This window comes from Pseudomonas sp. WPR_5_2 (genome assembly GCF_003634475.1).
GTDB classification, from domain to species: domain Bacteria; phylum Pseudomonadota; class Gammaproteobacteria; order Pseudomonadales; family Pseudomonadaceae; genus Aquipseudomonas; species Aquipseudomonas izuensis.
This window is the reverse complement of record NZ_RBLA01000008.1, coordinates 124829-147922: the sequence shown is the minus strand read 5'-3', so window position 1 is coordinate 147922 and position 23094 is coordinate 124829. Positions and strand designations below refer to the sequence as shown.

Genomic DNA, 23094 nt, shown 5'->3' with positions numbered 1-23094 from the left:
GAGCCTGCTCGCGAACGCGGTGAGACAATCACAGTTGATGTTGACTGACACGCCGTCTTCGCGAGCAGGCTCGCTCCTACAAGTGCAGGCCCTGTATCCCGCTCGCCACAGTCCAGCGGTGCTCTTACAATGCCGGCACTTCCAATACCGGCCACCCCATGGACATCGATCTCGCCCGCACCTTCCTGGAAATCGTCCGCCACGGCAGCCTCGCCGCGGCCGCCGACAAGCTCCACGTCACCCAGACTGCCATCACCGCGCGGGTGCAGAAACTCGAAATCCAACTGGGCAGCACCCTGTTTGTGCGCAACCGCGCCGGAGCCCGACTGACACCCAACGGCGAAGCCTTCGTGGTGTATGCCAATCAACTGGTGGAGACCTGGGACGCCGCGCGGCGGGATCTGCCCTTGCCGGAGGGTTATCACGACGTGCTGCACATCGGCGGCGAGGTCAGCCTGTGCAACCCGTTGATGCTCAGTTGGGCCGGGCAACTGCGGGAGAAGATCCCCGGCCATGCCCTGCGCATGGAGATCCGCGACGGTGAAAACCTGCTACGCCAACTGGAGCTGGGGGTACTGGATGCGGCGCTGGTCTATCAGCCGGAGTACTGGCCGCGTCTGCAAGTCGAGCAAATCCTGGAAGAGAAACTCGTGCTCGTACGCTTGCCCGGGCGCCCCGATCCTTACGTCTACATCGACTGGGGCCAGGACTTCCGCCGCCGCCACGATGCCGCATTGCCGGAAAAGGCCAGGGCGGCCCTGAGTTTCAATCTCGGCCCACTGGGTTTGCAGTACATTCTGGAAAACGGCGGCAGCGGTTACTTCCGTACCCGCGTCGTGCACAGTTACCTGGAAAGCGGCGTGCTGGAGCAAGTGCCCAAGGCCCCGGAATTCAACTACCCGACCTACCTGGTCTATTCCCGCGACCGCGACTCGCCAACCCTGCAAAAGGCTTTTGATCTGTTGCGCGAAGTGATCAAGACCAATGACGACTGGTCGCAACGCTGGGACCCGCTGACCTGAATACGGTTTGCACCGGATCATGGCCAATGTGTCCTCAAGGTTCGGCCAGCCAAAACGCCTGAATCGACTAATCTGCTGGAGATAACAATAACGACAGGTGATTGCAGTGAGGCAGACCACCGAAGCATTCCGCAGCCGTTATCGCGCCAACATTCATCCGCTCTACAACCCGTGGCTGCATGGCACCTTTGTGCTGCTGTTCGGCATCGGGGTCATCGCCGCGTTCTGGAGCACCGTGCACCAGGCTCAACCCCGGGAGTGGCTGGCGGTGCCGTTGAGCATGCTGCTCTTCAACTTTGTTGTGTACATGGTGCATCGGCACCTGGGCCATCACAAAAAAGCCTTCGCGCGCATGTTCTATGCCCGGCATGCCGGCGACCACCACAACTTTTTCGCTCCCGGGCACATGACCTACGACAGTGCCCGCGACTGGCGGGTGATTCTGTTTCCGGCCTGGCTGATTGTCCTGCACACCCTGCTCGTTACCTTGCCGATCTGGTGGCTGCTCAAACCGTTCGATGCCAATGCTGCCGGACTGGTCGGCGGTTGCCTGGTCCTCGGTTACCTGGCCTATGAAGTGTTCCACGCCTGCGAGCATCTGCCGCCGCACAATCCGCTGACACAGCTGCCGTGGATCCGCCAGATGCGGCGCCTGCATGAACTGCATCACCGTCGCGAGATGATGCGCGAACGCAATTTCAACATCGTTTTTCCGTTGATGGATTACCTGTTCGGCACCCTGTACTGGGAACCGGATCAGGCCACCCCGTATCTGCCGAGAACGCCCATGACCCGCCTGCAGCATCAGATCGTAATTGCCGCCAACCCTGTCGCCGTACTTGCCTACGCCAGCACCGTGACCCGCTGGCCGGAGTGGCATCCATCGTCCCTCAAGATCAATGGTCAAAAAGGCCCATTGCATGCCGGTGCGCGGTTCGACGAGGACATCCGCGCCGGTGGACGTGAGGGGCATTTGACCTGGGTGGTGGACGAGTATTTGCCGGGACGGCGCTGGATTGCCCAGGCCCAGGGCGACCACGGCCTGTCGTTGCTACTGACTTATGAGTGTGAGGCCGAGGGCGACGGCACGCGATTTATCCGCACCCTGGAGTATCAGTTCAGCGGACTGGCGATGCGCATCGCCAACAAATGGCTGCTCAGGCGGCGGATTGATCGCGAATCGGCCGCGTCGATGCTGGCGTTGCGGGAGATGGCGCAAAAACACCTGGCACAGTCGGGAGCCAAAGTGTGAGTCGGTGGATCCGGTTCCGTCATTGGCTGTTGCTGCTAATCATCGCCATCGCCGCGTTCCTGCTGCTGATGCCGACCAAAGTGCGGCCGGTGGCCTGGACGCCGCCGCCAGCGCCCTCCCTCACCAGCGGCATCTATGCCGATAATCAGCGCCTCAAGGGCGTGGAGCGGGTCGGTGCCGCCGACATTGACGGCCCGGAAGCGCTGTTGCTGGAAGGCGATACGCTGATCACCGGTTTGCATGACGGCCGCCTGATCCGCACCAGCCTCGACGGCAAGGTCACCAAAGTCCTGGCCGATACCGGTGGCCGGCCCCTGGGGCTGGCTCGCCATCCCAACGGCTTGCTGGTGATCGCCGATGCGGTCAAGGGCTTGCTGTCACTGGACGCCCAGGGCCGTCTGGTGGCCATGACCACGGCGGCTGACGGCGTGCCTTTCGGGTTCACCGACGACGTGGCCATCGACAAGCCCGGGCACTACGCCTATTTCAGCGACGCCTCCAGCCGCTTCGGCTACGGCACGGACGGCGAGGCGATCATCGAGCATGGTGGCGATGGTCGCTTGCTGCGTTACGACTTCCAGACCGGAACGACCTCAATGCTGCTGGACAAGCTGGAGTTTGCCAACGGCGTCACCCTGGGGCCGGACGATGCCTTTGTGCTGGTCAACGAAACCGGCGCCTATCGCATCAGCCGATACTGGCTGAGCGGACCGAAAGCCGGCACTCACGATCTGTTCATCGACAACCTGCCAGGTTTGCCGGACAACCTTTCGTTCAATGGCCGCGACCGTATCTGGGTGGCGATGTACGCGCCGCGCAGCGCTCTGCTTGACGCTACCGCCAAGCACCCATTCGTACGCAAGATGCTTGCGCGCGCCATGACCGTCCTGCCCAAACCGGTGGAAAAACGCGCCTTTGCCCTGGGCCTGGACGTCGAGGGCAAGGTGATCGCCAACCTTCAGGATGGCAGCAGCGACAGCTACTCGCCGATCACCACTGTGCGTGAGTATGGGGAGTGGTTGTATTTCGGGTCGCTGACGGCGAAAAACATGGTGCGGTTGCCGTTGAGTGCGGCATTGCAGAAGTAATGTGGGAGCGAGCCTGCTCGCGAAGGCGGACTGTCACGTAATCTCGTAATCGACTGACAGACAGCTTTCGCGAGCAGGCTCGCTCCCACAGGGGATCGGTGTTGTTTTTTCCATCACCGCGGATCCGTCTCGCCATCGTGTTTTCCGGGGATGGCCTCTTCGTTGTTGGGCAACTCATCGATGCCCGGTTCTTCTTCGGGATGGACGGCTGTGCGTCCTGGACTCAAGGGTTCGGGATGGGTAGGGATCGGGTCGAAGCCGCCCTGTTCTTCGCTGGGATATTTTTGCTTCATGGGGCACCTCGCATCGAGCCCGATGTTCGGACTCTGAGTATTCGAGGTGCCGGTTTTTTCGCCGTTCCAATTATTCAGTCACCGGTCGTCGGTGACTCATTACCCTGAATCAGGACGACGACTGAAGTTGTCTGACGATCTTGTCCTTGACCTCCAAGCGCTTCGCCTTGAGCTTCGTCACCGCGTCATCGCTGGATTTGGCTTCCTCCGCCTTCACCACTTCGGCATCCGCCTGGGAATACTTATTGATCAGTGAATCCAGTAACGGATCCTTGGAGCGTTTCTGCTGGATTTCTTCCTTTGTGCAACTCAGGTCCAGAAAAAGGTTATGGGGCACCGGCATGGAACACCTCCGTTTGATAATCGGCAGCAAACGCGACTGATTGCGTTCACCAACTATCAGAATGGCCTCGGTTGGCCGGTTGTGTCGACCATCTGTCCGACCGGCGGTGCCCGTTCGTCGCCCTGTCTCTAAAACGATAAAACCTTTGCCCGGGCGCCAGCCTCCACAGGTTAACCATTACCTCGATCACCCGTGTGGAGTAGCACTTATGGACGGATTCGACTTGCGTCATCTCGTTCTGGCCGTTGCCTTGAGCAGCAGCATGGGCGCGGCATTCGCGGCGACCTCAAATGATTTTGTCGACAAGGCAGCCGCCGGCGGCATCGCCGAAATCGAAGCCAGCCGCCTGGCTCTCGAAAAGAGCCAGTCAGCGGACGTCAAGACCTTCGCCAATATGATGATCACCGATCATGGCAAGGCCAACGATGAACTGGCGACCATCGCGAAAAAGCATGACATCAAAGTGCCGGACAGCACGACGCTGGTGAAGCAGGCCAAGGAAAAAATCCTCGACATGCGCGACGAGTCGTTCGATGCAGCGTATGCCAATAACCAGGTCAAGGCCCATGAAGAAGCGTTGGACTTGTTCAAGAAAGAAGCCAACACGGTGACGGACGACAGGACCAAAGGCGCCACGGAACTGAAAGGCTTTGCACAGAAAATGTTGCCGGGGCTGGAAAAACACCTCGATATGGCGAAAAAGCTCCAGGCCGCTCATCCGGGTAAATAGCCGTACTGCAAAACCGCAAGCCGCATCCTGGATGCGGCTTTTTGTTGACCCCCATCGGATGGCTGATTTGCAACGAAAAAGCGCTGCCGCTGCGGGTGCCGACTACAGTCCATAGGCAGCGGATGAAAACACCTGTCAAAAACGAACAACTATTTCACCCGTCAAATGTCACTGACTTGCGCCGGTCACTTTTTGGGGGAACCGGTGCCCACATTCAAGGAGTCAAAAATCATGGCGGCACTGCAATCCAGCACGCTCGATGCGATGAAAAAAAACCAGACGCAATTGCTTGCCGAATGGACAACCGGCCTCGAAGCCAGTGGCGCCACGCGTAATCTCAAGGAACAGGACCTGCAACAGCAGACCTCGGAATTCCTGCAACTGGTCCTCACCGGACTGCAGAACGGCAACGGTCAGAACATCGCCACACCTGGGTGGGACGAGATCCGTCAGTTCCTCGACAAGCTTTCCCACAGCCGTGCCCTGCTCGGCCAGGACTCGCAGCAGACCGCCAGCTTCATCTTTTCGCTCAAGGGCCCGCTGTTTGCACTGCTGCAGAACCACTACCAGGACAGCCCCGCCTTGCTGGCCGAACAGCTCTGGGAAATTTCCGAGCTGCTCGATGCCCTGGGCCTGCACACCATTCGCACCTTCCAGAAATCCCGCGAGGCGGTGATCAAGCGTCAACAGGAAGAGCTGCTGGAACTGTCGACCCCGGTGGTCAAGCTCTGGGATGGCGTGCTGGCGCTGCCGATGATCGGCACCCTCGATTCGCAACGCACCCAGGTGGTGATGGAATCGCTGTTGCAGCGGATCGTCGACACCGGTTCCGAGATCGCCATCATCGACATCACCGGCGTGCCGACCGTCGATACCCTGGTGGCGCAGCACCTGCTCAAAACCGTGACCGCGATTCGCCTGATGGGCGCTGATTGCATCATCAGCGGCGTGCGTCCGCAGATCGCCCAGACCATCGTGCACCTGGGGCTGGACCTGCAAGGCGTGGTGACCAAGGCCAATCTGGCCGATGCCCTGAAGCTGGCACTGACCCGGCTGGGATTGACCATCAGTAAGGCGGACTGAGCCCATGGAGCGCATTCCGATATTGCAAATGGGCGATTTCCTGCTGGTGACGATCCAGGTCGACATGCATGACCAACTGGCCCTGACCCTTCAGGACGATCTGTCCGAACGCATCAGCAAGACCTCCGCCCGTGGCGTGTTGATCGATATTTCCGCGCTGGATATGGTGGACTCCTTCATTGGCCGGATGATCGGAACCATTTCCGGCCTGTCGAAAATCATGGATGCCCGGACCGTGCTGGTCGGCATGCAGCCCGCGGTGGCGATCACCCTGGTGGAGCTCGGCCTGACCCTGCCCGGTGTCAGTACCGCGCTGAATGTCGAGCGCGGGATGAAACTGCTTCAGGATCGAGTACATGAGCAATGAACACGCGCAGCAGCGGCACTCATCCGATCCATATCGAGCAGGATGTCGTCCTGGCGCGGCAACTGGCACGCAAGCTCGCGCAAGAGTGTGGCATGCGCTTGATCGATTTGACCAAACTGGTCACCGCCGTCAGCGAACTGGCGCGCAACACCATGGTGTATGGCGGTGGCGGCGACATGGACTGGCAGATCCTCGACGAAAACCCGCGTACCGGCTTGCGCCTCACGTTCCGTGACGAAGGGCCGGGTATCGCCGACATCAAACTGGCGATGACCGACGGCTGGACCTCGGGCGCCGGACTGGGGCTGGGCCTTACGGGGGCCAAGCGCCTGGTGGACGAATTCGAAATCGACACCGCGCCGGGCCGAGGCACTCGTGTGACGATCACCCGATGGACATGAACATCGTCGGTACGATGACGCAGGTACTGGTGGTCGAAGACATCAGCCAAGTCGGTCACGCCCGGCGCACCGCGCAGCAACTCGCGGAAAAATGCGGTTTCGACAGTAACGATGCCGGGCGGGTGGCGCTGGTGGCGACCGAGCTCGCCAGCAATATTCTCAAACACGCCAACCGTGGCGAACTGCACCTGAGGGCCTTGCCTCGCGCCACTGGCATCGGCATCGAAATCCTCGCGATCGACCGCGCCCAGGGATTTGATTTACAGGCGTGCCTGACCGATGGTTTTTCCACCGGTGGTACCCAGGGCATAGGACTGGGGGCGGTATCGCGCCAGGCAGAGGTGTTCGACGTTTATGCCGATTCACGGGGTGCCGTACTGCTCACGCGGTTGTACCCGCGCCAGGACAAGGCCCCTGACCGGCGCATCGGCATCAGCCAGCATTCACTGCACAACGACCCGGCCTGCGGCGATGTGTGGCACCTGGCATTCGACGGGCCACGGATCAGTGCGCTGGTGATCGACGGCCTGGGCCATGGCGAAGAAGCCGAACGCGCCGCCCGCGCCGGTGAAAAAGCCTTCGCGCAACTGCCGTTTGCCTCGCCGCTGGTGGCGCTGGAGGACATTCATCTGGCCATGACCGCCACCCGTGGCGGTGCACTGGCCATCGCGCAATTCGACGGCGGCAGCGATACCTTGACATTCGTCGGCATCGGCAATATCGGTGCCTGTCTGGTCGCGGCGGACAAGTCCCGGGGCCTGGCCTCCCATCCGGGTATCGTCGGTGGCCAGTATCGCAGGGCGCAACCCTTTGACTATGCTCAGGTGAACGGACAGCTGTTGATCATGTACAGCGACGGCCTGCAGTCCCGCTGGAACCTGCAGGACTACCCCGGTCTGGTGCACCGCCATCCCGCCGTGATTGCCGCCATTTTGCACCGTGATTTCTGTCGTGGACGGGACGACGTCACGGTGCTGGTCATTGCTCTGGAGGCAGCCCATGCCTGAAGCACCCACGAGTCAGATTGACGAACAAGCGGCGCAGATTGCGCAATTGCAAGGTGAAGCCGATGCCCTGCGCGCCGAGCTGGATGAAACCAACCAGGGCGTTCTGGCGTTGTATGCCGAACTCGACACCCAGGCCGAAGAGTTGCGACAGGCCTCGGATCTGAAAAGCCGTTTTCTGTCCTACATGAGCCATGAGTTTCGCACGCCGCTGGGCTCGATCCTGAGTATCGCCAGCCTGTTGAGCGATGAACTCGACGGCCCCTTGAGTCCCGAACAACACAAGCAAGTGGCCTTTGTCAGCAGCTCCGCGCGGGAGCTGAGCGACATGGTCGACGACCTGCTGGACCTGGCGAAGATCGAAGCCGGGCGCATCACCATTTCCCCGGCCTGGTTTGACATGCTCGACCTGTTCGCGGCCCTGCGCGGCATGTTTCGCCCGATTGTCGATGCCACGGCCGTGGATCTGATTTTCGAAGAACCGGTGGGACTGCCGCGGTTGTACACCGACGACAAGAAACTCGCACAGATCCTGCGCAACTTCATTGCCAATTCGCTGAAGTTCACCACACGCGGGGTAGTCCGGGTCTCGGCGCAGCTGGAAAACAGCTCCCATGTGCGCTTTGCCGTCAGCGACACCGGAATAGGGATCGCTCCCGAGCTGCATGGCGCATTGTTCGAGGACTTTTCCCAGGTCGACTCACCGCTGCAAAAACGCCTGCGCGGAACCGGTCTCGGACTGTCCCTGTGCAAACGCTTCGCCGGGTTGCTGGGTGGCGAAGTCGGGATGCAAAGCACGCCGGGCACCGGTTCGACCTTTCACGTCATCATCCCGCTGGCCATCAACCTGGAGCCTGCCGATGAAACATGACCTGCGGTTGCTCATCGTCGACGACAACGTCGCCACGCGCTACGCCCTGCGCCGGCGCCTGGAGCGTCATGGCTATGAAGTGCTCGAAGCCGGGACCGGCAGCGAGGGTCTGGAATTGATTGATAGCGTCGACCTCGACGCGCTGGTGCTCGATGTCAATCTGCCGGACATGAGTGGCTTCGACATTGTGCGCAAACTGCGCTCCGACCCGGCCACCGCCTTGCTGCCGGTGATTCACGTGTCGGCCGCTTCGATCCAGAGCGGCGACATTATCACCGGCCTCGACGCCGGGGCCGATGCCTACCTGATTCACCCGATAGACCCGGATGTACTGCTGGCGACCCTGCGCACCCTGCTGCGGGTGCGGGATACGGAAAACGCCCTGCGTGAAAGCGAGGCACGCTTTCGCGAGATTTTCGCCAACGTGTCGGCCCCCATCGCCGTGCTCGATGCCGGCCTGAACGTTCATGAGTGCAATCACGCATTTTCCCAGCTGATTCAAGACAACCTCGACACTGGCACTTTGCGCGAGTGCTTTGCCGACGACCAACTCGCGGTCATCGAAGAACTGCGTCTGCGCCTGGCCTATGGCGAACGCTGGAAAGGCACCTTGAGCATGCGCGTCGCGGGTGAAGTTCGCGAAACCGAGTGGCAGATTTCACCCTATCGCACCCCGCAATTGAGCCTGGTGTTTGTCGAAGACGTCACCGAGCACCGTCACCGCGAACGCTCGCACCTGGCGCGGCTGGACGACGCCACCACACAACTGGCCAAGGAAGTCGCCGAACGCGTGCGTACCGAAGCTCAATTGTTGCAGGTGCAGAAAATGGATGCCCTGGGCAAGCTGACCGGCGGCATTGCCCACGACTTCAACAACTTGCTCACCGGCATCATCACCAGCCTGGAACTGATCCAGAAGCGCGTCGCCGATTCGCGCACCGACAAGGTGGAGTTCTACGCCGAAGCGGCCTTGAACTCGGCCATGAGTGCGGCCGCCCTGACCCATCGACTGCTGGCCTTCGCCCGGCAACAGCCCCTCGATACCCGGCCCGTGGACATCAACGAACACATCCGCTCCCTCGAAGAACTGCTGGTGCGCACCATCGGCGAACGCATCGCCCTGAAGCTTGAGCTCACGAGCAAAGCCGCCATCGCATTGGTCGACCCGATCCAGCTGGAAAGTGCCGTGCTCAATCTGGTCATCAACGCGCGCGATGCCCTGCCCCAGGGCGGCAACATCTGGGTCAACACCTATGCCGCTTACTCCCATGGCGATCCCAACCTGGCCGATGGCGCCTATGTCGCGTTGTCGGTGCGCGATGACGGCACCGGGATCGAACACAGCGTGATCGACAAGGTATTCGACCCGTTCTTCACCACCAAACCCCTGGGCCAGGGCACCGGGCTCGGTTTGTCGACCATCTACGGTTTTGCCCGGCAGTCCGGTGGCGATGCCCACATTCGCAGCGTAGCGCGGCGCGGCACCGAAGTGACCATCATGCTGCCAGCCAGCTCCGACCCCACGGCCAGCGAAGTCACCCCCTCCACCGTCGATCCTCAAGGGGCCGGCGAGCATGTACTGATCGTCGAGGACACGCCGTCGGTGCGCATGTTCGTGGCCGAAGTGCTGGTGGACGCCGGTTACCGCTGCACCCAGGTCGGCGAAATTGAAACCGCGCTGGAACGCCTGCAGAACGACGAATCCATCGATCTGCTGCTGACCGATGTCGGCCTGCCGCGCATGAGCGGCCGCGAGCTGGCCGATGTGGCGCGGGGCTGGCGCGAAAAGCTGCCAATCCTGTTCATGACCGGCTACGCCGAGACCGCGATCAATCGTCAGGTGTTTCTTGGCGAAGGCATGGAGATGCTGGTCAAGCCGTTCCAGATCAATGAATTGCTGGACAAGGTAAGGCGCACCCTCGACGGCGCCTGATAGATAGCTTTCGCGAGCAGGCTCGCTCCCACAGGGAGGTTGTGGACACCGAAGATCCATTGTGGGAGCGAGCCTGCTCGCGAAGAGGCCGGTACATTCACAGAAAATCTTATCCGAGTACTCTGGCAAGGAACGGCGCCGTCCGGCTCTTTTTGCTCTTCGCCACCTTCTGCGGCGTCCCCGCCACCACAATCCTGCCCCCCTGATCCCCCGCCCCAGGCCCGATATCGATCACCCAGTCACTCTGTGCCACCACGCGCATTTCATGTTCGACCACGATCACCGTGTGCCCCGCCGTCACCAGGTTGTTCAACTGCTCCAGCAGACGGTCAACGTCTTGAGGGTGCAACCCGGTGGTGGGTTCGTCGAGCACGTACAGCGTCGCCCCGCGCTGATTGCGCTGCAGCTCCGTGGCCAGCTTGATGCGCTGGGCCTCGCCGCCGGACAACTCCGTCGCCGGTTGACCAAGGCGCAGATAACCCAGGCCAATATCGCGCAGCACCTCCAGCGAGCGGCGCACGACGGCTTGTTCGGCGAACACCTCCACCGCTTGATCCACCGTCAGTTGCAGCACCTGGGCGATGTTGCGCCCCTGCCAGGTGATCGCCAGCGTTTGCGGGTTGTAACGGGCGCCATGGCAGGTCGGGCAGGGAGCATAGACACTGGGCATGAACAGTAACTCGACACTGACAAAGCCCTCGCCTTCGCAGGTCGGGCAACGACCCTTGGCGACATTGAAGGAAAACTGTCCGGCGTCGTAACCCGCCGCCAGGGCTTCAGGCGTGGCGGCGTAGAGCTTGCGCACGTTGTCGAACAACCCGGTGTAGGTTGCCAGGTTGGAGCGTGGGGTGCGGCCGATGGGTTTCTGGTCGACCTGCACCAGACGCTTGATTGACGCCAGTCCCGCCGTGACCTGGCCACCACTGGTTTGTGGCGCATCGTCTTCCAGGCTCGGCTCTTGCGAGTCGCCGTCAGTGGCCGGACGCCCGAGGTGCGCGCCGACCAGCTCCAGCAATGCCTGGCTGACCAGACTCGATTTGCCTGAACCTGAAACGCCGGTGACCGCGGTAAAACAGCCCAGCGGAAACTCGACATCGAGATTGCTCAGGTTATTGCGGGTAATGCCTTGCAGGCGCAGCCAATCCCTTGGCTTGCGCAAGGTTTGCGACTTGGCGATGTGCTCGGCGAACAAATAGGCGCGGGTCTGTGAGTCAGGCACATTGGCCAGTCCCGCCGGCGCACCGCTGTATAGCACCCGACCGCCATGCTCGCCCGCCGCCGGACCGACATCGATCAACCAGTCGGCGCGGCGCATGGTTTCCAGGTCGTGCTCGACCACAAACAAGGTGTTGCCGGCGGTTTTCAAGCGCTGCAAGGCTTCGAACAACGCCTCGCCATCTGCCGGGTGCAAGCCCGCCGAGGGCTCGTCCAGTACATAGATCACCCCGAACAACTGCGAACCCAACTGCGTCGCCAGGCGCAAGCGCTGCAACTCGCCGGACGACAGCGTCGGCGTACTGCGCTCCAGGGCCAGGTAACCAAGGCCCAGGTCAGTCAGGGTGCTGACCCGCTCCAGCAGGTCCTGGGCGATCCGTTGCGCGGCCAGGCGTTTTTCCACCGACAGGTTCGGTGTGTGGCGCACATCCGGCGCGTTGACGTGGCCGCTGGCGCCATGGGCCAAGCGCTGTACACGGGCTTCGCGGGTCTGGCTGTGGGTCAATACCTCGCCCGCCTCTTCACCTTCTTGCAGATAGTGCTCGGCCGCCACCGGCTTGAGGACTTCGGCCACTTGCAGCAACGGCATCTGCGATAACTCGCCGATGTCGTAACCGGCGAAAGTTACCGACAACGCCTCACGCTTGAGGCGTTTGCCATCGCACAACGGACAAGGGCTGCCGAGCATGAATTGCGAGACGCGCTTCTTCATCAGCGCACTTTGCGAGTGAGTGAAGGTGTGCAGGATGTAGCGCCGCGCACCGGTGAAGGTGCCCTGGTAACTGGGTTCCATCTTGCGCTTGAGGGCGATCCGGGTTTCTTCCGGGGTGAGCCCGGCATACACCGGCACCGTCGGGGTTTCTTCGGTAAAGAGAATCCAGTCGCGTTGTTTTTTCGGCAGGTCGCGCCAGGGGATGTCGACGTCGTAGCCCATTGTCACCAGGATGTCCCGCAGGTTCTGGCCCTGCCAGGCCAGCGGCCAGGAAGCGACCGCACGCTGGCGGATGGTCAGGTTCGGGTCCGGCACCATCAATGCTTCGGTGACTTCATACACCCGGCCCAGGCCGTGGCATTCGGTGCACGCACCCTGGGGCGTGTTCGGTGAAAAATCTTCGGCGTACAGCATCGGCTGCCCCGCCGGGTAACTGCCGGCGCGGGAGTACAGCATGCGGATCAGGCTCGACAAGGTCGTCACGCTGCCCACCGATGAACGTGTGCTCGGCGTGCCGCGCTGTTGCTGCAAGGCCACCGCCGGTGGCAAGCCTTCGATGGAATCGACATCCGGCACGCCGACCTGGTCGATCAGGCGTCGCGCATAAGGCGCCACGGATTCGAAATAGCGGCGCTGCGCCTCGGCGTAGAGCGTTGAAAACGCCAGGGACGACTTCCCGGAACCGGACACCCCGGTGAACACCACCAGGGCATCGCGGGGGATATCGACATCGATGTTCTTGAGGTTGTGTTCCCGGGCGCCGCGCACCCTGACCATGCCTGAGGGAGGGTTGGGGGTGCGCGTTGAAGTCATGAGCGGCCTTTAATGGAAGGTTCAAAGGAGTAACGCGAACCTGTAGGAGCAAAGCTTGCTCGCGATAGCGTACTGCCTGACACACCGCTATCGCGAGCAAGCTTTGCTCCTACAGGTTTGGTGTCTTTAAGCATTGAGGACTGTGCGGATCATTTGGGTCAACGCTTGCGGGCTATAGGGCTTGCTCAGCAAATGGGTGTCAGGGCTGAGCTGGTGGTTGCGCGAGATAATGTCACGGGTGTGGCCGGAGGTGAACAGCACGACCAATGGCGGGCTCTGCACTTTCGCCCACGCCGCGAGGTCCGAACTCTTGATCAGGCCGGGCATGACCACATCGGTGAAGATCAGGTCCACCAACTCGCCCTCCAGCAACATCTGCATGGCGATGTCGGCATTGGCGGCGGTCAGCACCTGATAACCCTCTTCGCGCAGCAACTCCACGGTCGAGGTACGCACCGCTTCATTGTCCTCGACCACCAGAATCCGTTCGTGTCCGCCCCGCGGCTGCACGTCCGGAACCGTTGTTTGACTGTCCACCGGCCGCAGGCTGCGCGGGAAATACAGCTGAACCCGGGTGCCCTCCCCGACGACGCTGGCGATCTCGATATGCCCGCCGCTCTGTTTGACGAAACCGAACACCATGCTCAGGCCTAGCCCCGTACCCTGGCCGTCGGGCTTGGTGGTGAAAAACGGTTCGAAGGCCTGGTCGAGCACCTGCGGCGGCATGCCAGTGCCGGTGTCAGCCACGGTCACGCACACGTAGTCGCCGGCGACGATGCCCTTACCCGCGCAGAACGCAGGGTCGAGGGTGATGTTTTGGGCGTTGAGCTCGATGGTCCCCTCGCCGCTCATCGCATCACGGGCATTGATCGCCAGATTGAGGATGGTGTTTTCCAGTTGATTGCGATCGACGAATACCGGCCAGGGGTCCGCCACGGCGCTCATCTGGATCTGGATGGTTTCCCCCAGTGCGCGCTGCAACAGTTCGCCAAGACCGTCGAAAATCTGCTGCGGCGTGCAAATCGCCGGGGACAACGGCTGGCGTCGCGCGAAGGCGAGCAATTGCGAAGACAGTTTGGCGCCGCGCTCGACGGCGGCAATCGACGCCGTTACCCGCCGTTGCACGTTGGCATTGTCCGGCTCATGGCGCGCCAGCAAGTGCAGGTTGCCGGCGATGACTTGCAACAGGTTATTGAAGTCGTGGGCCACGCCACCGGTCAGGCCGCCGATGGCTTCGAGCTTCTGTGACTGACGCAGTTGCTCTTCCGCCGCCAGCCGCGCTTCGACTTCGTCGGCCACGCGCTGCTCCAGATTTCGGGTGAACTTGAGCAGGGAATCTTCGGCGGCCTTGCGCTCATGGATGTCGATCAACACCCCGGGAAAGCGAAACGGTTCGCCCAGCTCATTGAACTCGCAGCAACCGCTGGCGAGCACCCACAGGTAACTGCCATCCGGGCGCAACACCCGGTATTCGGCGTTATAGGGCACAGCCGTTTCCATGGATTGTTTGATCTGCTCCTGAACCCAGCTGCGATCATCGGGATGGATGTGCGCTTCGGCGATCTCCTGGGGCAAGTTGTCCAGGTTCTGCCCGGCGGGATAGGAAAACGTGCGGGCAAAGCGCTCATCGCCGCTCAGTACATCGGCCTTGATGTCCCAGACGAACGAGCCGAGCAAGGCCCCGGCATTCAATGCCAGGCGCACCCGTTCGTTGTCGGCGCGATAAGCATTTTCGGCAGCCTGGCGCAGGCGCTCGGAAATCACGAATTCGGTGGTTTCGACCACCATTGCCATGACCCCGGCAGGACAGCCGTCATCATTGGCGACCGGGCTGTAATACAGGTCCAGCCAGACGTCTTCAGGCACCCCGTCGCGTAACAGCACCAGCACTTTATTGCGATAGGACAAGGTGCCGCCGGCCAGGCAGGTATCGACCACATGCCGGTTGAAATCGGCGACTTCCGGCCAGCCCAGTTCCACTGGTGAACCCAACAGATAGGGATGGCGACCGCCGGCGAACTTCGAATAGGCGTCGTTATAGATCATGTAGCCTGGCCGGCCCCAGAGCATCACCATCGGCAGCGGTGAGGCGAGCATCAACTGCACCGTGCTGTTCAGGCTCCTGGGCCAGGTGTCGATGGCACCCAGTTCGGTACGGCTCCAGTCGAACGCACGAATACGCCCGGCCATTTCGCCGCACCAGCCGGCACACCCGTGGCTATCGTCTAGAAACTGCATTGGCTGGCTCTGTATCTGCACCCGTTTGTTTCGAGCATCGCGGATGCCAATGGTTTCATAGAGGTATAGCTGATTTCAGTGGTATCCAGAGTTCCCTGTGGGAGCGAGCCTGCTCGCGAAGAGTCCGGTACATTCAACATCGATGGTGCCTGACACTCAGCCTTCGCGAGCAGGCTCGCTCCCACAGTTTGATCTCCAGCGTGAATTACACCTCAATCAAATGCTTGAGCGGGTTGTAGCTGGTTTTCAACGTAGCGGCGACATCGAGAATCGCTTTCTCGATGCCGTTCAAGTGCATGCAGGTCAACTCGATCGCCGCACTCTGATTACCCGCCTCGATGTACTCGATCAAGCGCAAATGCTCGTCATCGCGACAGGCTTCGTGGCTGTCGTCATCCAGCGCGGCGGCGTATAGCGAGGCGCGGGAAATCAGCTTCTGGAACCAGTCGAGCAACACCGGATTGTTCAGGCTGCGGGCGAGTTTGATGTGGAACTCGCCGAGCAGATGAATCAGTCGCTCATGGTCGCCGCTCTGGTGCGCTTCGTCCTCCAGCAATAAATGATCGCGCAGATCCTGGGTCACCGCGGTGTCGCGACGCCGGCACAACTCGCTGACGATGCCGATCTCGACCAGGCGCCGGGTTTCGAACAGCGAACGGATTTCTTCGTCGCTGGGCAACGACACCGACGCCCCTTTATTGGGCTCGGTGGTGACCAGGCCATCGGCTTCCAACTGCTTGAGGGCGGCACGAACCGACGTGCGGCTGACATTGAAAAGTTCAGCCAGCGAAGCCTCACCGAGTTTCATGCCGGGCCGCAGGGTGCGCTTGCTGATCGCTTCGTAAACCCCTTGGTAGACGCGATCGACCGTTGTTTCCAATTTCTTTTCCGCCATACGAAGACTCCTTCAGCGCTATGCGACCGACCCAAGGCGAATGAACAGCCTTGAAAAGGGGGGTTGCAAGAGCAGGTTAATCCGGGTATTTCTAAATTGCATCCAGATTTTGCATACAATAATTAGAGGAATGCACCATTATGGGTCATCCAGTTGCAATCGAAGTGCGTAACGTCTCCAAGCGGTATTCCGACGATCCAGGACTGGCTCCAGCCCTGGACAACGTCTCGGTCGACATTGCCGACAACGAGTTCTTCACCCTGCTCGGCCCCTCCGGCTGTGGCAAAACCACCCTGCTGCGCACCATCGCCGGCTTCGAGCATGTCAGCGACGGTGAAATCCGACTTGCGGGGGAACCGGTCAACGACCTGCCGCCCTTCAAGCGCCGGGTCAACACGGTGTTCCAGAGTTACGCACTGTTTCCGCACATGAGTGTTGCGCAGAATATCGCCTTCGGGCTTGAGATGCAGGGTCTTGATCGCAAGCAGATTCCGCAACGGGTCGATGAAATGCTGGCGCTGGTGCAGATGCAGCACCTGGCCAAGCGCAAACCGGCGGAACTGTCCGGCGGCCAACAGCAACGGGTGGCTCTGGCCCGGGCCCTGGCGCCAAAACCGAAAGTACTGTTGCTGGATGAACCGCTGTCAGCGCTGGACCTCAAGTTGCGCAAGGAGATGCAGGTCGAACTCAAGCGCGTGCAGAAGGAAGCCGGGATCACCTTCATTTTCGTCACCCACGATCAGGAAGAAGCCCTGACCTTGTCCGATCGCATTGCCGTGATGTCCGCCGGCAAGATCCTGCAGATCGGCACCCCCAACGACATCTACGAACGGCCGCAGCACCAGTTCGTCGCCCAGTTCATCGGTGACATCAACTTCCTGCCGGGTCATCTCAAGCGCGGCCAGCACAACGAGAACCTGTTCGTGCCCAGCGGCATGCCGGTGGAAATCCCCTGCCCGCCCCAAGGCATCGACGGCAAGGTGCAACTGGCGTTCCGCCCGGAGCGTTCGCAACTGGTGGACCCGACGCAACCGCATCACCTGCGCGGCGTGATCGAAGCCGTGCTGTACGTCGGCACCGCGACCCTTTACCAATGCCGCCTGAACAACGATATCAAGGTCATGCTGCGCGAGAACAACGAAGGCCTGAACCGCAACCGCGGGGTCGGCGATCGCGTGGCGGTCAACCTGCCGCCCCACGCCTGCCTGTTGATGGAGGCCTGAGATGAGCGTCAGCAGCACTTCCCCCGCCCTCAACCGGGCGCTGTTGCTCAGCCCGGTGGTTTTGACCCTGCTGGCCCTGATCGCCATTCCGCTGGGCATCATGGGCTACATCAGCCTGTTGCCGCGCAACGTCTACGGTGGCGTCGACTGGCAGGCCAACTGGCAATTGCAAAGCTACGTGCAGCTGTTTTTCCAGGAAGGCTTCGACGGTGAGCTTGAGCTCAATTGGGTCTACGCCCAGGCGCTGATCCGCTCGGTGTTCCAGGCCGGCGGCACCACAGTGTTGTGTTTCCTGTTCGGCTTTCCGGTGGCGCTGTGGATGTCGAGCCTGACACCGCGCCGGCGCAACCTGATGGTGCTGCTGATCACCATCCCGTTCTGGACCAACCTGCTGATCCGCAACTACGCCTGGCTAATCATCCTGCGTGAACAAGGCTGGGTCGCCCAGAGCCTCAATGCACTGTTCCCTTCCGCCGGTGGCATCACCCTGCTCTACAACGACTTCGCGGTCAGTGTCGGGCTGGTCTACAGCTTCCTGCCGTTCATGATCCTGCCGATCTATTCGACCCTGGAAAAACTCGACTGGCGCCTGGTGGAAGCCGCCTATGACCTGGGTGCCAATCGCTGGCACGCCTTGCGGCGGATCATCCTGCCGCTGTCGATGCCGGGGGTGATTGCCGGCTCGCTGCTGGTGTTCGTGCCGAGCCTCGGTGCGTTCATCACCCCGGCGATTCTTGGCGGTGGCAAGACCCTGATGATCGGCAACCTGATCCAGCAACAGTTCGGCACCGCACGTAACTGGCCGCTGGGCAGTTCGCTGTCGTTCCTGCTGCTGGGAATCATGCTGCTGTCCCTGGTGCTGTACGCCCTCTATAGCCGCAATGCCGCCAAGACCCTGCGTCGGGGAGCCCAAGCATGATCGCCCTGCACCTGAAAAAACTGCCCCTGACCCGTGAAGTCAGTCTGTTGATGCTGGCCTATCTGTACCTGCCGATCTTTGTGCTGATCGCCTACAGCTTCAACGCCAACCGCTCGGCGACGGTGTGGACCGAGTTCTCGCTGGACTGGTATGGGCGAATCCTGGCCAACCCGTCGATCCAGACCGCCGCGTTGAATTCGATCATCGTCGCCAGTATTGCCACGGTTTGCGCCACCGCCATTGCCCTGCTCGCGGCACTGGCGACCTACCGGCCGTTCTACGGACAGAAGATGGTCGAAGGCGGGATCAACCTGCCGCTGATCCTGCCGGAGATCGTCACCGCCGTCGCCACCCTGCTGCTGTTCATGGCGCTGGGCATCAAGCTCGGTTTGCTGACGGTGATCGTCGCGCACGTCGGCTTCTGCATTCCGTTTGCCTACCTGCCTATCCGGGCGCGGCTCAATGACCTGGACAAAAGCCTGCTGGAAGCGGCGAACGATCTGTACGCCAACCCGTGGCAGGTGTTCCGTCGGGTGACGCTGCCGCTGTTGTGGCCGGCGGTGCTGTCCGGTTCGGTGCTGGCGTTCGTGGTCAGCCTCGACGATTTCATCATGACGTTCTTCGTTGCCGGCCCCGGTTCCACGACCCTGCCGGTGTACATCTTCTCGGCGATCAAGGCCGGCGTGACGCCGGAGATCAACGCGATCTCGACCCTGATGCTGGTGATTTCCATCGTGCTGGTGGTGCTGGCCTTCTGGCTGGGACAGCGCGGCAAAAACCAATAAACCCTGGAGCGCTTCAAACATGAAAACAAAAAGCCTGCGTTTCGCCGTTGCCAGCCTGGCCCTGAGCTGCTTCACCGCCTTCAGTGCCCAGGCTGCCGAACCCAAGGAATTGTTCTTCTACAACTGGACCGATTACTACCCGGTGGACCTGCTGGCCAAGTTCGAAAAAGAGACCGGGATCAAGGTCACCATGGACGGCTACGACAGCAACGAAACCCTGCTGGCCAAGTTGCAGGCCGGTGGCGCCGCCTATGACGTGATCGTGCCGTCGCAGTCGATCATGCGCACCCTGATCAACCAGAACCTGCTGCTGGAAATCGACACCCCCACCCTGCCCAACTTCCAGTACGTGAAACCGGCGTTCCGTGACCCGAGTTTCGACCCCGGCCGCAAATTCTCGGCGCCGTACCTGTGGGGCACCACCGGGTTCTCCTATGACAGCGCGCGGGTGCCTGGCGGCAAACTGGACGATTCGTGGAAAGAATTCTTCGAACCGCGCAAGGAACTGCAAGGCCAACTCGCCGCCCTCGACACCTCCAGCAGTGTGATCAATGCCGCCAGCCATTACCTGAATGTCGACGAATGCAGCGAAAACCCGCAGGACGCCAAGCGCATCCTCGAATTGCTGCAAAAACAGAAACCCTTCCTGAAGATGTACAGCTCGGACAACACCGTCGACCGCATGGCCTCCGGTGAAGTGATCATGATGCAGAACTGGAACGGCTCCACTGCCCGGGCCACACTGCAGAAGAGCACCATCAAGTACGTGTATCCGAAAGAAGGCCTGGCGATGTTCCAGGACAACTTCGCCGTACCGAAAAGCGCACCGCACCCCGGCAACGCGAAGATCTTCATCGACTGGATGATGAAACCGGAAAACGCCGCCGCCGTGTCCAACGCCATCGCCTATGCCAACGGCATCCAGAGCGACAAGCTGATCGACGCCAAATGGCGGGTGATGGACGCCATCAACATGCCCGACGAATTCGCCTCGCGCCTGCGCCCTGAAAAGGAATGCAGCAACAAGGCGCGGGAACTGCAGGACCGGATCTGGGCGAAGCTCAAGGGCTGATCCGAGACCGAGTCGCGGCCATCGCTGGCAAGCCAGCTCCCACAGGGTTTGGGGTGTTCACAAATGTTGTGATCAACACACATCACTGTGGGAGCTGGCTTGCCAGCGATGAGGCCCGCCAATTCACCACCAAACTTGAGGTATGCAATGACTCAACCCCGCTGGCTACGCAACGTACGCCCCTACGGCGCCCCCGCCGAAGACCTGCTGATCGAAAATGGCCGGTTCACCCAACGTCGCCCGGCTTCGACCACTGAACTGCTCGCCACCGACATCGACGGCCACAACCAACTGCTCACCGGTGCTTTGGTGGAAAGCCACGTGCATCTCGACAAGACCCTGTACGGCCAACCCTGGCGCCCGAACAGCGCCGGCCCGACGCTCAAGGACTACATTGCCAACGAGCGCCGTGTGCTGCGCGAAGTCGAAGCTCCCATCGCGCAACGTGCGGGCGCGCTGCTGGAAAACTGCATCGCCCGTGGCTCGCTGACCCTGCGCTGCCACGTCGACATCGACCCCGAATTCGGCCTGCGTCATGTCCAGGCCATGCAGCAACTGCGTGAAAAATACCGCGACCTGATCGACCTGCAACTGGTGGTGTTCCCGCAAACCGGCCTGATCAGCCGCCCCGGCACTGCCGAACTGATGCGCGAAGCCATGGCGCTGGGCGTGGAAAACGTCGGTGGTCTCGACCCCTGCGGCATCGACAACGATCCCATCGCGCAACTGGATTTCGTGTTCAAACTGGCCAGCGAGTTCGACCGTGGCGTGGACATACATCTGCACGACAAGGGCGAGCTGGGTCTCTGGCAGATCAAATTGATCGCCGACTACACCGAGCGCTTCGGGCTTCAGGGCCGGGTGATGATCAGCCATGCCTATTGCCTGGGCATGCTGCCGTGGAGCCAGGTCAAACCCGTCGCCGAACGCCTGGCGGTATTGGGGATTTCGTTGATGAGTTCCGCGCCAGCCGATTGCGCGGTGCCGCCGTTCCTCGCCTTGCGCGAAACCGGGGTGAATGTCTGCCTGGGTTCGGACGGCATTCGTGACGCGTGGTCACCGATGGGCAATGGCGACATGCTGGAGCGGGCGATGTTGCTGGCCTTCCGTTTCGACTTGAACAAGGACGAGGAACTGGCGGCGGCGTTCGATGCGGCGACCGTGAATGGTGCCCAGGCGCTGGGTATCGAAGGCTATGGCGTGGAGATCGGTCGGCCAGCGGACTTTTTGCTGATGCCGGTGCAGACCCTGGGTGAAGCCGTGGTGTCGCGGCCGGTGCGTCAGGTGTATCGCAACGGGCAATTGATTGCTTCGGGTGGCCGCTTGCTGGACAGTCGTTTGTGAAGCGCATCGGCTTGCGAGCCAGCTGCGTAGTCGGTTTCGACGGCACGCAACATGTGCTATGGCGCAATGGCGGAGTGGTCTTCGAAGGCTCGCGCATTGTCTTCGTCGGACGCGATTATCCAGGGCCGGTAGATCAATGGATCGACTATGGCAACGCGCTGATCGGCCCCGGTTTCATTGATCTGGATGCCCTGGGCGATCTCGACTCCACGGTGCTGACCCTGGACAACGGCGACGAGCGCGACATGGGCCGCATGTGGTCCGCCGAGTATCTGGCGCGCGGTCCACGGGAGAGCTACAGCCCGGACGAAGAGGTCTTCAAGTACCGCTACGCCTTCACTCAGTTGATCCGTAACGGCATCACCACCGCCATGCCGATCACCTCGATGTATTACCGCGAGTGGGCGGAAACGTACGACGAGTTTGCCGCGGTGGCCGGCGTGGCCGCCGAGTTGGGGCTGCGCACCTACCTCGGCCCCTGCTATATGAGCGGCATGAGTTACTGGCAGGCGAACGGCACGCTGGCCCACCACTGGGACGAAGCCCGGGGCCTGGCCGGGCTCGATGCGGCGCAGCGTTTTTTCCGGGATTTCGATGGCGCGAATGGCGGCCTGATTCGAGGTGCGCTGCTGCCGGACCGCATCCAGACTTGTACACCCGCATTGTTGCAACGTACGGCAGCGCTGAGCCGCGAGCTGAATGCACCGATGCGTTTGCATTGCTGCCAGGGGCTCGGCGAAGTGGCGATGGTCGAGCAACTGCGTGGCGCCTCTCCGTTGGGCTGGTTGCAGCAGCTCGACCTGCTGACCCCGCGCAGCCTGTTGCCCCACGGCATCTACACCCATGGCGACGATGACTTGCAACGGCTGGTGGACGGCGGCGCCAGCCTGGTGCATTGCCCGGTGGTGTTTGCCCGGGATGGCGAGGCGCTGAATTCGTTCGGTCGTTATCGGGCCAAGGGCATCAACGTCGCCCTGGGCACCGACACCTGGCCGGCGGATTTACTGGACAACATGCGCCAGGGTTTGAACGTCGCGCGGCTGATGGAGGGCGGCAACGCGCTGACCAGCACGCTCGATCTGTACAACGCCGCCACCCTCGGCGGCGCCAAGGCCCTGGGTCGCGATGACCTTGGGCGTCTGGCGCCGGGGGCCAAGGCCGACATCACCGTGTTCAACCTGCGTGGCCTGCACCTGGGGCCGCTGTTTGATCCGCTGAAAAACCTGGTGCTGGCCGGGCGTGGTGACGATTGCATCGCCAGTTGGATCGACGGCCGGTGCGTGATGGACGACGGTCAGGTCAAGGGCATCGACTACCCCGCCCTGCAACGCCAGGCCCAACGACAATTCGAAAAACTGATGCGCAGTCACAGCGATCGGGCCTTCGGTCAACCGGACTGGAAGAGCCTGTTCCGACCGGCCATTCCGTTCGCCGACGACTACAGCGCACAGGCACCATTGTGCGCCAGTGATCCCCTTCTTTAGAGAACGC

General features: G+C 61.4%; 21 protein-coding genes. 16 read left to right on the top strand and 5 right to left on the bottom strand.

The genetic code is table 11. The features are described 5' to 3' along the window. Nucleotides 1-158: 158 nt before the first annotated feature. The 3 genes from BJ917_RS26150 (at nt 159) to BJ917_RS26140 (ending at nt 3362) form a co-directional block, all read left to right on the top strand. Nucleotides 159-1022, top strand: coding sequence for a LysR family transcriptional regulator (locus BJ917_RS26150; protein WP_096511984.1), 864 nt, complete (start codon nt 159-161; stop codon nt 1020-1022). 106 nt (nt 1023-1128) lie between these two features. Beyond that, nucleotides 1129-2274 (top strand): SRPBCC family protein, encoded by a 1146-nt coding sequence (locus tag BJ917_RS26145; RefSeq protein WP_121105297.1) that lies wholly within the window; start codon nt 1129-1131, stop codon nt 2272-2274. Beyond that, nucleotides 2271-3362 (top strand): SMP-30/gluconolactonase/LRE family protein, encoded by a 1092-nt coding sequence (locus tag BJ917_RS26140; protein WP_121105295.1) that lies wholly within the window; start codon nt 2271-2273, stop codon nt 3360-3362. Before BJ917_RS26145 ends, BJ917_RS26140 begins: the two co-directional genes overlap by 4 nt. 113 nt (nt 3363-3475) lie before the next feature. On the opposite strand, the gene BJ917_RS26135 is transcribed toward BJ917_RS26140, so the two are convergent. Further along, nucleotides 3476-3655 (bottom strand): hypothetical protein, encoded by a 180-nt coding sequence (locus tag BJ917_RS26135; RefSeq protein WP_121105293.1) that lies wholly within the window; start codon nt 3653-3655, stop codon nt 3476-3478. Between the two features lie 109 nt (nt 3656-3764). Continuing rightward, complete coding sequence (locus tag BJ917_RS26130) at nt 3765-3998, bottom strand: DUF465 domain-containing protein (RefSeq protein ID WP_096511987.1); 234 nt, start codon at nt 3996-3998, stop codon at nt 3765-3767. A 208-nt stretch (nt 3999-4206) separates the two neighbouring features. Between BJ917_RS26130 and BJ917_RS26125 the strand changes: the two genes are divergently transcribed. From BJ917_RS26125 to BJ917_RS26095, 7 genes are all read left to right on the top strand, one after another. Next, nucleotides 4207-4728, top strand: coding sequence for a DUF4142 domain-containing protein (locus tag BJ917_RS26125; protein ID WP_121105291.1), 522 nt, complete (start codon nt 4207-4209; stop codon nt 4726-4728). A gap of 231 nt (nt 4729-4959) precedes the next feature. Beyond that, complete coding sequence (locus BJ917_RS26120) at nt 4960-5811, top strand: STAS domain-containing protein (RefSeq protein ID WP_096511989.1); 852 nt, start codon at nt 4960-4962, stop codon at nt 5809-5811. A 4-nt stretch (nt 5812-5815) separates the two neighbouring features. Further along, on the top strand, nt 5816-6178 hold the full coding sequence (locus BJ917_RS26115) for an STAS domain-containing protein (protein WP_096511990.1): 363 nt from the start codon (nt 5816-5818) through the stop codon (nt 6176-6178). Beyond that, nucleotides 6175-6579, top strand: coding sequence for an anti-sigma regulatory factor (locus BJ917_RS26110; protein ID WP_096511991.1), 405 nt, complete (start codon nt 6175-6177; stop codon nt 6577-6579). Before BJ917_RS26115 ends, BJ917_RS26110 begins: the two co-directional genes overlap by 4 nt. Continuing rightward, a complete protein-coding gene (locus BJ917_RS26105) occupies nt 6576-7586 on the top strand; it encodes an ATP-binding protein (protein WP_096515437.1) in 1011 nt (336 codons plus the stop codon). The genes BJ917_RS26110 and BJ917_RS26105 overlap by 4 nt, the downstream gene beginning before the upstream one ends. Continuing rightward, the gene (locus BJ917_RS26100; protein WP_096511992.1) at nt 7579-8454 is read left to right on the top strand and encodes a sensor histidine kinase KdpD; all 876 of its coding nucleotides are present in this window, start codon (nt 7579-7581) and stop codon (nt 8452-8454) included. The genes BJ917_RS26105 and BJ917_RS26100 overlap by 8 nt, the downstream gene beginning before the upstream one ends. Then, nucleotides 8444-10387: a response regulator gene (locus BJ917_RS26095; protein ID WP_121105289.1), complete on the top strand. Its 1944-nt coding sequence runs from the start codon at nt 8444-8446 to the stop codon at nt 10385-10387. The genes BJ917_RS26100 and BJ917_RS26095 overlap by 11 nt, the downstream gene beginning before the upstream one ends. Nucleotides 10388-10496: 109 nt before the next feature. On the opposite strand, the gene BJ917_RS26090 is transcribed toward BJ917_RS26095, so the two are convergent. The 3 genes from BJ917_RS26090 to BJ917_RS26075 form a co-directional block, all read right to left on the bottom strand. Beyond that, on the bottom strand, nt 10497-13127 hold the full coding sequence (locus tag BJ917_RS26090; protein WP_121105287.1) for an excinuclease ABC subunit UvrA: 2631 nt from the start codon (nt 13125-13127) through the stop codon (nt 10497-10499). Between the two features lie 126 nt (nt 13128-13253). After that, nucleotides 13254-15317, bottom strand: coding sequence for a PAS domain-containing sensor histidine kinase (locus tag BJ917_RS26085; RefSeq protein ID WP_096511995.1), 2064 nt, complete (start codon nt 15315-15317; stop codon nt 13254-13256). A 253-nt stretch (nt 15318-15570) separates the two neighbouring features. Continuing rightward, nucleotides 15571-16260: a GntR family transcriptional regulator gene (locus BJ917_RS26075; RefSeq protein ID WP_095194661.1), complete on the bottom strand. Its 690-nt coding sequence runs from the start codon at nt 16258-16260 to the stop codon at nt 15571-15573. A gap of 140 nt (nt 16261-16400) precedes the next feature. Between BJ917_RS26075 and BJ917_RS26070 the strand changes: the two genes are divergently transcribed. From BJ917_RS26070 to BJ917_RS26045, 6 genes are all read left to right on the top strand, one after another. Further along, nucleotides 16401-17483, top strand: a complete 1083-nt coding sequence (locus BJ917_RS26070) for an ABC transporter ATP-binding protein (RefSeq protein ID WP_121105284.1) — start codon at nt 16401-16403, stop codon at nt 17481-17483. Nucleotide 17484: 1 nt separating this feature from the next. Beyond that, nucleotides 17485-18402 (top strand): ABC transporter permease, encoded by a 918-nt coding sequence (locus BJ917_RS26065; RefSeq protein WP_096511998.1) that lies wholly within the window; start codon nt 17485-17487, stop codon nt 18400-18402. Next, nucleotides 18399-19187, top strand: a complete 789-nt coding sequence (locus BJ917_RS26060; RefSeq protein ID WP_096511999.1) for an ABC transporter permease — start codon at nt 18399-18401, stop codon at nt 19185-19187. Before BJ917_RS26065 ends, BJ917_RS26060 begins: the two co-directional genes overlap by 4 nt. A gap of 19 nt (nt 19188-19206) precedes the next feature. Continuing rightward, nucleotides 19207-20259 carry an extracellular solute-binding protein gene (locus BJ917_RS26055; protein WP_096512000.1) on the top strand — a complete coding sequence of 351 codons (1053 nt, stop codon included), beginning with the start codon at nt 19207-19209 and terminating at the stop codon, nt 20257-20259. A gap of 147 nt (nt 20260-20406) precedes the next feature. Beyond that, the gene (locus BJ917_RS26050; protein WP_121105282.1) at nt 20407-21603 is read left to right on the top strand and encodes an amidohydrolase family protein; all 1197 of its coding nucleotides are present in this window, start codon (nt 20407-20409) and stop codon (nt 21601-21603) included. Further along, nucleotides 21600-23087, top strand: coding sequence for an amidohydrolase family protein (locus tag BJ917_RS26045; RefSeq protein WP_121105280.1), 1488 nt, complete (start codon nt 21600-21602; stop codon nt 23085-23087). Before BJ917_RS26050 ends, BJ917_RS26045 begins: the two co-directional genes overlap by 4 nt. Nucleotides 23088-23094 lie beyond the last annotated feature (7 nt).